We start from the raw sequence: 13245 nt of genomic DNA, 5'->3' as shown, positions 1-13245 counted from the left end.
AGATGGAATCCCTATGCTCGTCAAAATCATTCCTGAACTCGGTCTCTTCGCGCTGATCATGGCGCTGGGCCTGGCGTTTATACAGGCGCTGACTCCGTTAGCGGGCGTCACGCTCCGCCGCCCACTCTGGATGGCCTTCGCCGAGCCCATGGCATGGGGGCAGTTCGCCTTCTTGCTGGTGGCCTATGCCAGCCTGACCGCGAGCTTCCTGCTCGACGATTTCAGCGTGTCCTATGTGGCCAACAACTCCAACTCGATGCTGCCGTGGTATTACAAGCTCACGGCGGTGTGGGGGGGGCACGAAGGCTCGGTGCTGCTATGGAGCCTGATCCTCAGCGGCTGGGGCTTCGCCGTCAGCCTGTTCTCGCGCAACCTGCCGCGTGACATGCTGGCCCGTGTCCTGGGGGTCATGGGCATGGTCAGCACCGGATTCTTGCTGTTCATCCTGATCACCTCGAGCCCTTTCGAACGTCTGCTGCCGGGAGTGCCTCAGGACGGCGCCGATCTCAACCCGCTGCTACAGGACGTCGGGCTGATCCTCCATCCTCCCATGCTCTATATGGGCTATGTGGGCTTCTCGGTGGCTTTCGCCTTTGCCATCGCTGCCTTGCTGGGAGGGCGGCTCGATGCCGCCTGGACACGCTGGGTGCGGCCCTGGACCAATATTGCTTGGGCCTTCCTCACCATGGGCATCGCGCTGGGTAGTTGGTGGGCCTACTACGAGCTGGGGTGGGGCGGCTGGTGGTTTTGGGACCCGGTGGAGAACGCCTCGTTCCTGCCCTGGCTGACCGGGACGGCGCTCATCCATTCGCTGGCGGTCACGGAAAAGCGTGGCACCTTCAAGAGCTGGACCGCCCTGCTGGCGATCTTTACCTTTTCGCTGTCGCTGCTGGGCACCTTCCTGGTGCGCTCCGGGGTGCTGACGTCGGTGCATGCCTTCGCCAATGACCCGTCACGGGGCATCTTCATTCTGGCACTGCTGGGGTTCACGGTGGGCGCTTCCTTGCTGATCTTTGCCCTGCGTGCGCCGCGGATGAGCGGCAATGTGGGCTTCGGCTGGTTGTCTCGTGATGCGCTGTTGCTGATCAATAATATCCTCTTGGTCGTCATGACCGTGACCGTTTTGCTGGGCACGGTCTATCCGCTGATTCTCGATGCCCTGGGGCTGGGCAAGATCAGCGTCGGCCCACCGTACTTCAATACGCTATTCGTGCCGCTGACCGTGCTGCTGTGCGCCTTCATGGGGCTAGGCCCCGTGGCGCGCTGGAAGCAGATGGCGGGGCGCGAGTTGATGCGCCGACTACTTTGGTCCGGCATCGCCGCGCTGATCATGGCGGCGGCGGTTCCGTTCCTCTACGGCGGAGAATGGAACGCCGCCGTGGCGCTGGGGCTGGTCATGGCCCTGTGGGTCGTGCTGGCGTTGATGCGTGACCTGTTCGACAAGACCCGCCATGCCTCCTCACCCCTGGCCGGCTTGCGCAAGCTGTCGCTGGCGCATTGGGGCATGGTAGTCGGCCATCTGGGCATGGCCATCACCATCGTGGGCGTGGCCATGGTGTCGAACTATGCCATCGAGCGTAACGTACGTCTTGCCGTGGGGGAGCGTGTCGAGATAGGCGGCTACAGCTTCACCATGACCGACCTGAGCGAGCGCCGCGGTCCCAATTTCCTGGCCGATACGGCAGCCCTTGAGGTGGCACGTGATGGCCAGCATGTCACCACCCTACGGCCCGAGAAGCGATTGTATATTGCCCGCGGTCAGCCCATGACCGACGTCGCCCTGCGCCCTGGGCTGCTGCAGGACATTTACGTGGCGCTGGGCGAAGACTTGGGTGACGGTGCCTGGGCCATGCGAATCCAGATCAAGCCGTTCGTACGCTGGCTCTGGCTGGGGGCGTTGTTGATGGCCACTGGCGGTCTGCTGGCGGTGGCGGACCGTCGCTATCGGCGTCAGCGCTCAGTGGCAGCTGACTCCACTCTCCTCCGTGAGGTCCATACATGAAACGGCGACTGTTACTGCTTTTCCCCTTGCTGGTTTTCCTGGGACTGGGTTTCTTTCTCTACCGAGGCTTGGCCATGGATCCCAGTACCCGCAATTCGGCACTGCTAGCCCAGCAGTTTCCTGCCTTTTCCCTCTCGACACTGAAGGATCCCGGTGCCCGGGTCGATGAGTCGCTGTTGCACGGGCAGGTCACGCTGGTCAATGTCTGGGCCGAGTGGTGCCCGACCTGCAAGGAGGAAATGCCCCAGCTGCTGACACTCGCTGAGCGCGGCGTGCGCTTGGTCGGCATCAACTACAAGGACACCCGCGTCAAGGGGCGGGAGTTTCTCGACGAGTTCGGCGACCCCTTCGAAGTCAATATCTTCGATCCGGATGGCGACCTGGGGTTCGAGCTCGGCGTCTACGGTGTGCCGGAGACCTTCCTCGTCGATGCCGAGGGCATCATTCGCTATAAGCACACGGGCTATATCACTCCCGAGGATGTCGAACGTGTCGTGCAGGAGGTGGGCAGATGGCGTTGATGACCCGGGCCGGCCTGCTGTTGCTCTTGTTGATAACGTCGGTCCCTGTGCTGGCGGATTCGGCTATCGAGGTGCGTGACTTCGAGAGGCCAGTAATGGCCGAACGCTATCGTGATCTTACTGCCTCATTGCGCTGTCCCAAATGCGATGCCCAGGCCATCGACAGCTCCAACTCTCCGGTGGCTGCCGACATGCGCGAACGCGTCGCAGATTTGTTACGCGACGGGCGATCCGATAAAGAGATCCTCGATTACATGGTCGCGCGCTTCGGTGAGTTCGTGCTCTATAACCCGCGACTCGACGAGCGTACCTGGCTGCTGTGGGGACTGCCGGCCGCGCTGGTATTAATCGGCGGGCTGATCGTGGCGGTCTTCGTCCGCAAACGAAAGCATGTCCGGGTTCGAGCGCTCAGCGCCGAGGAGCGCGAGCGCCTCAACGCCCTGATTAACCGCGAGGGGAGCAAATGAATCTGCTCTGGTTGGGCATCGCCCTGGTACTGTTGCCTGCCCTGTGGCTCGTGATCCTGCCGCTGAGACGGACCCGCCCGCTGCACGATGCTCAGCAGGCCTTCGAAGCCAAGCAGCGCACCGATGCACAGAACGTGGCGGTCTATCGTCAGCGCCTGGCCTCGCTGGAAACGGCCCATGCACGCGGCGAGCTCGACACCGCGCGAGTCGAGGAGGGTCGGCTGGAGCTCGAACGCAGCCTGCTCGAGGATACCCAGGTACGCCGCCGCACACCGCTTGAGTCGCCCCAGGCCGGCCGACTATTGGTACCGCTGGTGATGGTGGCGTTGGTGGTGGCCAGTCTGCTCTGGTATCAGCGGGAAGGCGCGGAGGGCGATCTGGCACTGTATGCCGTGCATCAGGAGGTGCGCAACTCGCCTGACGGCTCGCTGACGATGCTGATCGAGCGGCTCGAGGAGCAGGCCAAGCGACAGCCGGACAATCCCAAGGTGTGGATGTCGCTGTTTCCGCTGTACCGGGACGGCAATCGGGGACGTGATGCCATCGCCGCGATCGAGCGCCTGATCGAACTGGAGGGTCGACAGCCTTCCCTGCTGGCGCAGTTGGCACAGATCCAATTCTTCGTCGCCAACCGCTCGCTGACCGACGAGGTCCAGGCACTGGTCGACGAGATCCTCGGTCAGGATCCACGCCAGCCCACCGTGCTCGGCATGCTGGGCATCCATGCCTTCGATCGCGCCCGCTATGAAGAGGCCATCGATTACTGGCGGCGCGCGATCGCCGGTTTCGACGACCCCGGCTCGGCGGAGGCGCTGCGGGAGGGCATTGCCGTGGCACAACAGCGCCTGGACGCCTCGTCCGACCAGGTCGATGCTCATCAGGCCGCGCAGGATGGCGCGTCGCTCGCGGTCAGGGTCGGCCTCGCCGAATCGCTCCGCGAGCGGGCCGCGCCGGGCGACACGGTGTTCGTCATCGCCCGCGACGTGGCCGGTGAATTGCCGCCACTGGCGGTGGAGCGGGTCACGGTTAGCGACCTGCCACTCGAGCTGACCTTGGGCGACAACGATGCCATGACACCCCGGGCGCGACTCTCCCAAGTCAATGAGGTGCGCCTGACGGTGCGCGTCTCCGCATCGGGCGAAGCTACCCCGCAGCTAGGCGATCTTGTCGGCGAGGCGGGACCGGTGACACTCGGCGAGTCGGACTCGCCGGTCGAAATTTCCATCGATCGCATCGTTGAGTAGCCAGGCTGATCGTAAACGCAGTCTCGGCAACGCGACTTGGCTGTCAGAGCATTAAGGAAGAACCATGCTGCAATACCCTCAGATTGATCCCGTGGCCATTTCCCTTGGTCCCGTGCAGATTCACTGGTATGGCCTGATGTACGTGGTCGGGCTGGTCGCCGCCTGGTGGCTGGGGCGTCGTCGTGCCCACCGCCTGGGCCTGAGCCACGATGATATCGGCGATCTGATTTTTTACGGTGCCGTGGGGGTCATCTTGGGTGGCCGCCTGGGCTATGCGCTGTTCTACGGGCTCGACCAGTTGCTGGCTAACCCCTTGTGGCTCTTCAGGGTCTGGGACGGGGGCATGAGCTTCCATGGCGGGTTGGCCGGTGTGCTCATCGCCGCCCTGCTGTTTGCCCGCAAGCACCGTCTGGCCTTCTTTCAGCTGACCGATTTCATCGCCCCGTTGGTGCCGATTGGCCTGGGCGCCGGGCGCCTCGGCAACTTCATCAATCACGAGTTGCCGGGGCGCATCAGTGACGTTCCCTGGGCCATGGCCTTCCCCCCTATGATGGGGCTGGGGCCCGAGCCGCGGCACCCTTCAGCGCTTTATGAGTTCACCCTGGAAGGCGTGGTGCTGTTTGTCATGCTGTGGTGGTTGTCGCGTCGACCTCGCCAGCGAGGCCTCATCTCGGGGCTGTTCCTGGTGCTGTATGGCGCTTTCCGCTTCGCCGTGGAGTTCGTGCGCCTGCCCGACCCCCAGTTGGGTTTCATCGCCTTCGGCTGGCTGACCATGGGGCAGCTGTTGACCCTGCCGATGCTCATCGCGGGGCTGGCTCTGGTTGTCTGGTCAATGCGTCAGCCAGTGGATAGGGCGAAAACGGCGGCGGCCTCATGAACACGGCCTTCACCTTTCTGCTGGTGCTGCTGTTCGTCGCCACACCGGTAGCGGCCCGTGGAGAGTTTCCCGCGGGCAGTGGCAAGAGCTCCCCCTTCGGTACCTCGGCTCAACGGGAATTCCTGGCGACTAAAGAAGCCTTCCGGGCCAGCGCCTGGCGAGACGATAGGCGGCTCTACGTCGGTTTCGTCATTGCCGAGGACTATTACCTCCACCGCCATCGGTTTGCACTGGAAAGTCGCTCTCCGGGCGTCAGTTTCGGTGAGCTGGCAATTCCCCCCGGCGAACCCATGGTGCACGCGTCTCTGGGGGAAATCGAGGTGTTCTATGACCAGGTGGTATTCAGTGCGTCCATCGAGGCGAGCGACACCGCTGCCGAGCCGCTGGCCATCACGGTGACCTTTCAGGGGTGTTCCGACCTGGGACTCTGCTATCCGCCCGAGCTGGTCGAGCTCGACGCGCTGTACGGTTCCCCCTCCGGCAGCCTTCGATTCTCCTCCTCGTGATACTGGGAATAGCGAAGAAGGAGCGCCTTGATTGGATCCCACCGACCTCAGCCTGCCGCCGCTGGCGGCGGCCTTCGTCTTCGGCCTGCTCGGAGGGGCGCACTGCATCGGCATGTGTGGCGGGATCATGAGTGCCCTGACCTTTGCCGTGCCCTCCAGCATGCGGCAGCCGGGACGCCTGGCCGGCCTGCTGCTCGGCTACAACCTGGGCCGCATCAGCAGTTACATGATCGCCGGCGCTCTGGTGGCGCTACTCGGCTCCGTGCTCAATCATGCCCTGGACGGCATCGCCCTGGTGCTGCGTATCCTGGCGGCGGTCATGCTGATTCTGATGGCGCTGTATATCGCCAACTGGTGGAAGGGGTTGCTACGTATCGAAGCCCTGGGTCGCTCCCTGTGGTGGCGTATCGAACCGCTAGGTCGAGGCTTGATGCCCGTCGTGAAGGTACCCCAGGCCTTCGCGCTGGGCTCGATCTGGGGCTGGATGCCCTGCGGGCTGATCTATTCAATGCTGGCCTGGAGTCTGGCCGTAGCCGAGCCGCTACGCGCCGCGGCGATGATGGGGGCCTTCGGGCTTGGCACCCTCCCCGTCGTCCTGGCGACCGGTATGGCTGCCCGGCGCATCTCGCTATGGATTCGCCATCCAGCGACCCGCACGCTGGCGGCGTTGCTGATCATCGCGTTTGCCGTCAGGCAACTCTGGCATCTGCACTCCATGACCGGCATGGACGATATGGCCAGCATGGCGCCGTCGCATCACTAATGGCAACCGCACGGGCCATCCGTCACGATAGCCGGTTGTGCCGATCCCAGCGATTCGATCAGTTGCTTCAGGCTAGGGGCCTCGGAACCATCATCATGGTCGATGCTTTCCAACCATCGCGCTATCGCCTGGAGTTCATGGATCCGCGAGCGAATGTAGCGCCCTTGTTCAGCCAGGGGAGCGTACGTATCGCTAACCGGAGGCATGTCGTGCTCCGCCCAGGTCAATATCTGCTTGATGTCTGGGAGACCGACTCCCAAAGAGCGAAGGCAATTAATGAGACGCAGGCGACCCAGTGCCTTCTCGTCATAGAGTTGATAGCCGTTGCGCGAGTCCCGTTGCGGTCGTAACAACCCCTCACGGGTGTAGTGGCGTACCGTTTCCGCAGTGACCCCACCAGCCCGAGCCAGTTCAGTGACTCGCATTGTCTTTTCCTCACCTGCCCGTTTTCAGACAGCCTACAACCGTGAGGCCGCCCAAAGGTCAAGGTATGGCTGTAGCGTTCAACTGGTGGCCTGCTGCATAAAGCGGGAACGCAAAAAATAAAGTCTTGACCTTGAAGTTGGCTTTAAGGATATCTTTCCAGCAAGCAGCGCTGCTGCCAGGTAGAAATCCAAGCCAGGCCTTCTATCAGCCTTGCTGGTGGAAAGGTGATTCCCAGAAAGATTGAGGAGAAGTGTCATGCGGAAACGTCACACAGCAATCTTGACTGCCGCCATCATCGTCGCCAGCAGCTTCGGAGCCGGCTCGCTTCTTGCGCAGGAAGAGAATCAGCAGACGCCAATGGAGGGCGACATGATGCAGGAGGGCAGCATGCACGACATGATGGGAATGATGCGTGAAATGAATACCATGATGAAAAACTGCAATGCCATGATGGAAAATATGCAACAAGGCCATGAAACCGACAGCAACACCTGAAGTGGCACTGGCCGGGGCTGCTCCGCATAGGAGCAGCCTTCGTTAGAACTGGGTAACGCGAAGGGAGGACGGTACGTGAAAAAGAGCTGTATACACCACTACTCGTCTTGGCATTGATGCCCAGTTCTCCTGCCTTTTCCCATTCCCTCGAAGATACCGAGGAAGAGCTGCAAGAGTGGGAACGTTACGCCCAATTCATCGACCAGCCATCGCCGGAATTTTCGTTGAATAATACAGACAGCAATGGCGTGTCGTCTTCCGACTTGGAACAAAGCGTCGTGGTGCTCAATATCATCCACTCGCGCTATCAAGAAGCCTGCCCGGTGCATATGAACCTGATTGCCGAGGTGCAAGAGCGAGTCAACGATACCGGCCTACGAGATGATGTTGAATTTATCACCATCGCTACCGACAGCGAGGACTTTGCCGGCACGCACAACAACATGCGGGCCTACGGTGAAAATTTCGATCTGGACCCCGCCAACTGGCGGTTTCTTTATCGAAGCGAAAATGAGTTTGTCGACACCACACGCCAGGTCGCGGAAGCCTACGGTCTGAAATTCGACGATGTGGCCGAGGGCGTCCAGGCGCATGGCGTTGTGACTCATGTCATCGACCAATCAGGACGGATACGGGCCCGCTTTCATGGGCTCAAATTCGATCCGGAGCACCTAGTTTACTATGTAAAGGTGTTGGCAGAAGGACCAGAGACATTATCCACCGGTGTGTGGGATCGCATTCGCCATACTGTCGTCAACACCTTCGATTAATGCCGCGAGAGTATAGCCGGCCTAGCTGCCGAACGTTCTCGTGAACTCTATGGAGCCTTAGCGTATGAAACACTGGAAAGCGCTGACCATCGCTTCTCTATTGACCTTCCCCCTGACAGGGTTGGCAGCCGAGACGTCGGCAACCCTCTACAAGAACCCCAACTGTGGCTGTTGCGCCGAATATGCCAAGTATCTCGAACGAAACGGGTTCGAAGTGGAGACAATCGATACTCACGATCTCGCGAAGATGAAAGCCGAACACGATGTTTCCGAGAAACTGCAGGGTTGCCATACCACGCTCATCGACAACTATGTCTTCGAGGGCCACGTACCCGTGGAAAGCGTGACCCAGGTACTCGAAGAGAAACCTTTCATCAAAGGCCTGAGCGTACCCGGAATGCCACTTGGCTCACCGGGGATGTCGGGCGAGAAACAGGGCCCACTGGAGGTTTACACCCTGGCCTTTCAGCCGACCGATACCCCTGAAGTTTACGCCACCCACTGAAGGTGAGCCTTGGTCATGAGACAACTGATCGGGACCAGTTGGGTAGCGGTGGCATTGTGGGGAATGATCACCTCTTTGGCCGTCGCCGAACCACCCAAACGTGTGGGGCCGAATGGGTTTCTTCTCTGGGAAAGCCCACGCGAGGTGTCGGAAATTAGCTTCGAGGCTGGCGACGGTACCCCGCTGACGCTGACCACTTTCGGAGGAAAGCTGATCCTGCTCAACATCTGGGCGACATGGTGTGGCCCTTGCCGCGAGGAAATGCCCACCCTGGATGCCCTCCAGGCTGAATTGGGTGGTACGGATTTCGAGGTCGTCGCACTCTCGATCGATCGCAAAGGCATCGAGGTCGTCAACGAATTCTATCAGGAGGTGGGGATCGAGCATCTCGCTCCCTACGTCGATCCAACCGGCATGGCCAGCGCGAACCTCAGTGCCGTGGGTATTCCCACGACGCTTCTGCTCGACCGCCAGGGCAGGGAGATCGGACGCCTGGTCGGGGAGGCCGAGTGGGATACCCCTGAAATGATCGACTTTCTTGCCGAAACCATAGAAACCACCCAGGAGGACGCGCCATGAGTTGCTGTGACGACAAGCCCCAAAAGGGCCAAGAGAAAGCCGGACTGAAAGGCCTGGTAACAGGCCCACGCCCCTGGATGCTGCTGGGCGCTGTGGCGGTGGCTGGTGGTCTTGCCATGGGCTGGGATCAACTGGTCCTGCTGGGCATCGCCCCTATCCTGGTGACCCTGTTGCCTTGCCTCGTCATGTGTGGAGCAATGTGTATGCTGAAATGCAAGGACAAGAAAGGCAAGGCTACCGAGCCGGGCGAAGCCCCTGACGTCCAAGCCAACGTGGAAGCCTCTACCGCGGTAACCACGGAGACGGCATCTGCCAATCGCCAAGCAGCGGATCACCAGGTGCCATCCGAGCGCCCCGACTCCAAGCTCCAAGCCTAGCCACGGGATTAAGGGGGGATGTGGGAAGTTGCCAATATCGGCCTGGCCACGGCCTTTCTGGCGGGCCTGACCTCGTTCGCTTCGCCCTGTGTCTTGCCGCTCGTGCCTAGCTATCTCTCCTTCGTGGCCGGGCGCTCGCTGGGGCAGATACGGGAAGCGGACCGGCGGGAGCGGCTCCGGGTATTGACCCAGTCAATATGGTTCGTGCTCGGGTTCTCCACGGTATTCCTGATGCTGGGTGCCAGTGCCACGGCCATCGGTCGCCTGCTGCTGGTCTACCGCCAGGAAGCCAACCTGGTCGGCGGTATCATCGTCATCCTGTTCGGTGCCTTCATGACCGGGCTCATTCCGCTGCATTGGTTACAGCGAGAATGGCGATTTATCGGCAGGCTTAAGGAAGCGGGCGGGGGGCCCAGTGCGGCTTATCTGCTGGGTGTGGCGTTCGCGTTCGGCTGGACCCCCTGTATCGGCCCGATCCTGGGCGCCATTCTGACCGTCAGCGCCTCGACGGCCAATGCCCCGAGCGGAATGGCGTTGCTCGGCATCTATTCGCTGGGCCTGGGGGTGCCCTTTCTGTTGACGGCGGTGTCACTCGATCGCTTCCTGCAACACCAGAAATTTCTGCGCCGCTGGGGCCGGGTCACGCATCTGGCGGCCGGGCTGATCATGATCCTGATGGGCATCTTGATGATCACCGGCAAACTGACCGAGCTGTCCTATTGGTTATTGCGCACCTTCCCGGCGCTAGGCAGCATCGGCTAGCCATTATTCGAGGAAATATTGCAATGAACAAGATCACGAGTCGCTTCTGGCGTGCCCTGTCACTGACGAGCTGGGTCATGGCCAGTCTGAGCTTCGTCAGTATGGCCGGGGCCGCCGAGGAGGCATTGCCGTCGCTGAGTTATGACCAAACAGGCGAACGGCTGCTCAAGGTCCAGGCCAACCAGCTTTTCGAACGCACGGATGGCCGAGCGGCCTGGACGATGATTCCCTTGCCCGACGAAGTAGCGGAGGGACGGTTGGTGACGGTATCGGCAACCGCCGAACAGGCTCTCTATATCGCGGGCCCCTCGATCGGAGTGCAGCGCAGCATCAATCAGGGAGAAAGCTGGCACGAGATCGATGAGGGTCTGCCTAGCCAAAACGTTATCGCATTCACCGTGCATCGTAACCAGCCAGAAACGCTTTATGCTGTTGTCGTCGATGACGGCCTCTACCAGAGCGAAGATGCCGGCACGACCTGGAAGAAGATGGATAGCGGTCCTGCCCAGGCCGTTCGTCGGCTCGTCCACTCCGATATGGAGGGTAGCATGCAGACCGGCTGGATCTATGCGGTGTCCGACGATGCGGTTCGCCTGTCGATGGACTGCTTCTGCGGTTGGCGACCGACCGGAGAGCTCGATGCAGGCAGGGTCTATGATCTGGCCTACAAGCTCGACGATCCCGAGCACGTCTATGTGGCCACGGAGCAAGGACTGTGGCGCAGCGTCAATGGCGGCCAGGAGTGGCAGCAAGTAAAGGGTGATGGCCCGACGCTCGTCGCGCTTGCGCTTGCGCCGAAAGGAACGCTCTACGCCCTGGATCGCGAGGGGGAGCTCATGCGCAGCGAAGATCAGGGCCAAACCTGGACACCCCTCGATGCGTAAGCGCTTGATCCTTGTCACAACGTGGCTGCTGATGAGTGCCGCCTGGCAGGCCATGGCGGGGGGTGGCGCCTCTTCGCGCGATACCTCTCGGCTGGAAGAGGGAGAAAGGATCTACCAGCAGTACTGTGCCAGCTGCCACGGCAGCGAGGGCGAGGGCCAGCCGAACTGGGAGCGCCAGAATGCCCAGGGCGAATTGCCCGCTCCCCCTCACGGGCCGGAGGGGCATACCTGGAAACACTCCGATGCGATGCTCTACCGAATCGTCGCCGAGGGATGGCGCGATCCCTGGAACAAGACCGAGAGACTCACCATGCCGGCCTTCGAGAATGTCCTGACCCCCGCCGAGATCCGCTCCGTGGTGAACTATCTCAAGACGCTATGGACGCCGGAGCAACGACGTCATCAGGCGGAAGAAAGCGAGGGAGCCCCATTTCCGTCGCAGAGTGATTAGCTGTGGGGCTAGGGAAGCGCTGCGTAAACACCTCCGCAGCTGACGGAGAGTCAACCGCAGGGTAAAACCTGGCTTTCTTGCCACTGTCTGACCAAAGCCAACCGATGAAGCAGATTTCTGCCGCTCAGGCTCAGCAACAGAACAAGAAGAAGGTTCCCCGCAGCGAACGGTGTCTGGGAAGCCTTGAACAGGACATCATGCACGCCCCCAAGGTCAGTAGCGGCATTTTCACCACTACGCTGCTGACATTACTCTCAATACCAGCCCAGAGATGGTGGACATTTCATCGCACGCACGAAGCCCACTGCGAGAGCGTCACCTTGAGCTGATTGTGGTAGGTTTGCATTTGCTCTCAGCTAGGACTGTCTCTCTCCTACCAGATGGGGAGTAAGATGGGTAGGAACAAACAAAAAACTATGCACAAAATAAAACCAACCAACTGTTTTATAAATAAAAAACATCAAATTACATCTTCATATTCAGAATATTGAGTGAGGGCCGCTGTATCCGCCAAGGCCAGCCGAGCGCTCAGCACAGAAGACGTCTTGACCCTGGCTAGCGAATCTACTAGCATGATAGTCAAGTGGATTGGGAGTTCCCGGTCGGCGCTACAGCCTCGGTGGTTTCATCGGGGCTTTTCGCTTTTTTGTGTACATGCTTAGGCTTATCAAAAAAGCCGGCAAGCGCAAACACTTTTCAGACAAGCCTTAGCGATACGAACTCAGGTTTCCGGATAGACCTTCATACCCCTTCCCTCGTATCCATCTCCCGCATCTTCCCGGCCACCATCGCAATAGAACTTCTTTTTCAGTATATCAAACGCTTTGTTTCTCTGTTCTTTTCTAATAACTTTTAGACCGATAGGACGGGCGACGAGGTCCGCAAGCTGAAGTCCTGAAGACATGGTCTTTTTGTCGGAAAACACCACGTCAAATGGCAGTTGAATCCCTGCCTGATTGCTTCCATCACAGATCCGACGAAATTCCAACTCCAGTTCTCTATCTTCTTTTTTCCCTCGACACTCAACCACTACGTGAGTCTTTTTATTTTCCTCACCTTTTTCCTGAAGAAATTCGTACAAAGTTTCCATACAGAAACGTAAAGAAAGATGATATGGGTTTGATTTATTACCATTCTGCTTCTTCAGCTCCCGCTTATCTATAGTACAACTAATAAGGATGAAATTGCTTTTTTCTACGATGCCAGACAGCCCCGTCATGAACTGGTTCTTATGATCTCGATTTTTGAAAAAACTAAATACTCCTTTTTCCTTTCGAATCTCATGCTCATGCAAAACCACTTGATCATGCCCAAAATAGTTGAACTTGAACTTTTCCAAAGAAGGAACAATTGCTTCACTATAATGACGCTTATGAAAAACACAAAAGGCTAGAACAAAGACTGGATAGTTTGGATCAATACTTGAAAGACCATGATCGCCACTTTCGTCTACATATACGATATATTTCCCGAATTCATCATGCATTTCATCAGATGACTCTGTACTAGATCTCGAAACATTAACATTTTCCTCACTGAACTCGAAAAGGGGAAGTTGACCCGCCTCACCATCCTTCATCTCTACCACCTCTCTTCCGCACCAAGCTCTAAAGGAA

At 59.4% G+C, this 13245-nt stretch carries 17 protein-coding genes; 15 read left to right on the top strand and 2 right to left on the bottom strand.

The features are described 5' to 3' along the window. Positions 1-13: 13 nt before the first annotated feature. From NH448_RS01565 to NH448_RS01535, 7 genes are all read left to right on the top strand, one after another. Complete coding sequence (locus NH448_RS01565; protein WP_045991686.1) at positions 14-2002, top strand: heme lyase CcmF/NrfE family subunit; 1989 nt, start codon at positions 14-16, stop codon at positions 2000-2002. Further along, positions 1999-2523: a DsbE family thiol:disulfide interchange protein gene (locus NH448_RS01560; RefSeq protein ID WP_045991685.1), complete on the top strand. Its 525-nt coding sequence runs from the start codon at positions 1999-2001 to the stop codon at positions 2521-2523. Before NH448_RS01565 ends, NH448_RS01560 begins: the two co-directional genes overlap by 4 nt. Next, positions 2514-2990, top strand: coding sequence for a cytochrome c-type biogenesis protein (locus tag NH448_RS01555; RefSeq protein WP_045991684.1), 477 nt, complete (start codon positions 2514-2516; stop codon positions 2988-2990). Before NH448_RS01560 ends, NH448_RS01555 begins: the two co-directional genes overlap by 10 nt. Then, positions 2987-4234, top strand: a complete 1248-nt coding sequence (gene ccmI / locus NH448_RS01550) for a c-type cytochrome biogenesis protein CcmI (RefSeq protein ID WP_045991683.1) — start codon at positions 2987-2989, stop codon at positions 4232-4234. Before NH448_RS01555 ends, ccmI begins: the two co-directional genes overlap by 4 nt. 64 nt (positions 4235-4298) lie before the next feature. Next, positions 4299-5111, top strand: a complete 813-nt coding sequence (lgt, locus tag NH448_RS01545) for a prolipoprotein diacylglyceryl transferase (protein WP_045991682.1) — start codon at positions 4299-4301, stop codon at positions 5109-5111. Next, positions 5108-5617, top strand: coding sequence for a protein-disulfide reductase DsbD N-terminal domain-containing protein (locus NH448_RS01540; protein ID WP_239452508.1), 510 nt, complete (start codon positions 5108-5110; stop codon positions 5615-5617). Before lgt ends, NH448_RS01540 begins: the two co-directional genes overlap by 4 nt. Positions 5618-5648: 31 nt before the next feature. After that, entirely contained in the window at positions 5649-6380 is a 732-nt protein-coding gene (locus NH448_RS01535; protein ID WP_045991681.1) for a sulfite exporter TauE/SafE family protein, read from the top strand. On the opposite strand, the gene NH448_RS01530 is transcribed toward NH448_RS01535, so the two are convergent. Next, entirely contained in the window at positions 6377-6805 is a 429-nt protein-coding gene (locus NH448_RS01530) for a MerR family transcriptional regulator (protein WP_083970235.1), read from the bottom strand. The genes NH448_RS01535 and NH448_RS01530 overlap by 4 nt on opposite strands. Before the next feature lie 256 nt (positions 6806-7061). On the opposite strand from NH448_RS01530, the gene NH448_RS01525 reads away from it, so the two are divergent. From NH448_RS01525 to NH448_RS01490, 8 genes are all read left to right on the top strand, one after another. Then, positions 7062-7301, top strand: a complete 240-nt coding sequence (locus NH448_RS01525; RefSeq protein WP_045991679.1) for a hypothetical protein — start codon at positions 7062-7064, stop codon at positions 7299-7301. Positions 7302-7417: 116 nt separating this feature from the next. Beyond that, positions 7418-8071: a redoxin domain-containing protein gene (locus NH448_RS01520; RefSeq protein WP_045991678.1), complete on the top strand. Its 654-nt coding sequence runs from the start codon at positions 7418-7420 to the stop codon at positions 8069-8071. A 64-nt stretch (positions 8072-8135) separates the two neighbouring features. Beyond that, complete coding sequence (locus NH448_RS01515; protein ID WP_035414165.1) at positions 8136-8576, top strand: DUF411 domain-containing protein; 441 nt, start codon at positions 8136-8138, stop codon at positions 8574-8576. Between the two features lie 15 nt (positions 8577-8591). Further along, entirely contained in the window at positions 8592-9155 is a 564-nt protein-coding gene (locus NH448_RS01510) for a TlpA disulfide reductase family protein (RefSeq protein WP_071211088.1), read from the top strand. Next, complete coding sequence (locus NH448_RS01505; RefSeq protein ID WP_071211087.1) at positions 9152-9532, top strand: hypothetical protein; 381 nt, start codon at positions 9152-9154, stop codon at positions 9530-9532. Before NH448_RS01510 ends, NH448_RS01505 begins: the two co-directional genes overlap by 4 nt. 18 nt (positions 9533-9550) lie before the next feature. Next, positions 9551-10294 (top strand): cytochrome c biogenesis protein CcdA, encoded by a 744-nt coding sequence (locus tag NH448_RS01500; RefSeq protein ID WP_045991676.1) that lies wholly within the window; start codon positions 9551-9553, stop codon positions 10292-10294. A gap of 23 nt (positions 10295-10317) precedes the next feature. Next, positions 10318-11178 carry a YCF48-related protein gene (locus tag NH448_RS01495; RefSeq protein WP_045991675.1) on the top strand — a complete coding sequence of 287 codons (861 nt, stop codon included), beginning with the start codon at positions 10318-10320 and terminating at the stop codon, positions 11176-11178. Between the two features lie 31 nt (positions 11179-11209). Next, the gene (locus NH448_RS01490; RefSeq protein ID WP_157032999.1) at positions 11210-11629 is read left to right on the top strand and encodes a cytochrome c; all 420 of its coding nucleotides are present in this window, start codon (positions 11210-11212) and stop codon (positions 11627-11629) included. A gap of 721 nt (positions 11630-12350) precedes the next feature. Here NH448_RS01490 and NH448_RS01485 read toward each other — a convergent pair. Next, positions 12351-13208: a DUF3800 domain-containing protein gene (locus NH448_RS01485; protein ID WP_239452507.1), complete on the bottom strand. Its 858-nt coding sequence runs from the start codon at positions 13206-13208 to the stop codon at positions 12351-12353. Positions 13209-13245: the final 37 nt, after the last annotated feature.

Source organism: Halomonas sp. OfavH-34-E, from assembly GCF_024124525.1.
Taxonomy (GTDB): domain Bacteria; phylum Pseudomonadota; class Gammaproteobacteria; order Pseudomonadales; family Halomonadaceae; genus Halomonas; species Halomonas litopenaei.
This window is presented reverse-complemented; position numbering and strand designations above follow the sequence as displayed.

Bases quoted from the DNA above. Each gene is read 5' to 3' on its own strand.
- NH448_RS01565 (WP_045991686.1), top strand. From the start codon at position 14: ATGCTCGTCAAAATCATTCCTGAACTCGGTCTCTTCGCGCTGATCATG.
- NH448_RS01560 (WP_045991685.1), top strand. From the start codon at position 1,999: ATGAAACGGCGACTGTTACTGCTTTTCCCCTTGCTGGTTTTCCTGGGA.
- NH448_RS01555 (WP_045991684.1), top strand. From the start codon at position 2,514: ATGGCGTTGATGACCCGGGCCGGCCTGCTGTTGCTCTTGTTGATAACG.
- ccmI (WP_045991683.1), top strand. From the start codon at position 2,987: ATGAATCTGCTCTGGTTGGGCATCGCCCTGGTACTGTTGCCTGCCCTG.
- lgt (WP_045991682.1), top strand. From the start codon at position 4,299: ATGCTGCAATACCCTCAGATTGATCCCGTGGCCATTTCCCTTGGTCCC.
- NH448_RS01540 (WP_239452508.1), top strand. From the start codon at position 5,108: ATGAACACGGCCTTCACCTTTCTGCTGGTGCTGCTGTTCGTCGCCACA.
- NH448_RS01530 (WP_083970235.1), bottom strand. From the start codon at position 6,805: ATGCGAGTCACTGAACTGGCTCGGGCTGGTGGGGTCACTGCGGAAACG.
- NH448_RS01525 (WP_045991679.1), top strand. From the start codon at position 7,062: ATGCGGAAACGTCACACAGCAATCTTGACTGCCGCCATCATCGTCGCC.
- NH448_RS01520 (WP_045991678.1), top strand. From the start codon at position 7,418: ATGCCCAGTTCTCCTGCCTTTTCCCATTCCCTCGAAGATACCGAGGAA.
- NH448_RS01515 (WP_035414165.1), top strand. From the start codon at position 8,136: ATGAAACACTGGAAAGCGCTGACCATCGCTTCTCTATTGACCTTCCCC.
- NH448_RS01510 (WP_071211088.1), top strand. From the start codon at position 8,592: ATGAGACAACTGATCGGGACCAGTTGGGTAGCGGTGGCATTGTGGGGA.
- NH448_RS01505 (WP_071211087.1), top strand. From the start codon at position 9,152: ATGAGTTGCTGTGACGACAAGCCCCAAAAGGGCCAAGAGAAAGCCGGA.
- NH448_RS01500 (WP_045991676.1), top strand. From the start codon at position 9,551: ATGTGGGAAGTTGCCAATATCGGCCTGGCCACGGCCTTTCTGGCGGGC.
- NH448_RS01495 (WP_045991675.1), top strand. From the start codon at position 10,318: ATGAACAAGATCACGAGTCGCTTCTGGCGTGCCCTGTCACTGACGAGC.
- NH448_RS01490 (WP_157032999.1), top strand. From the start codon at position 11,210: ATGAGTGCCGCCTGGCAGGCCATGGCGGGGGGTGGCGCCTCTTCGCGC.
- NH448_RS01485 (WP_239452507.1), bottom strand. From the start codon at position 13,208: ATGAAGGATGGTGAGGCGGGTCAACTTCCCCTTTTCGAGTTCAGTGAG.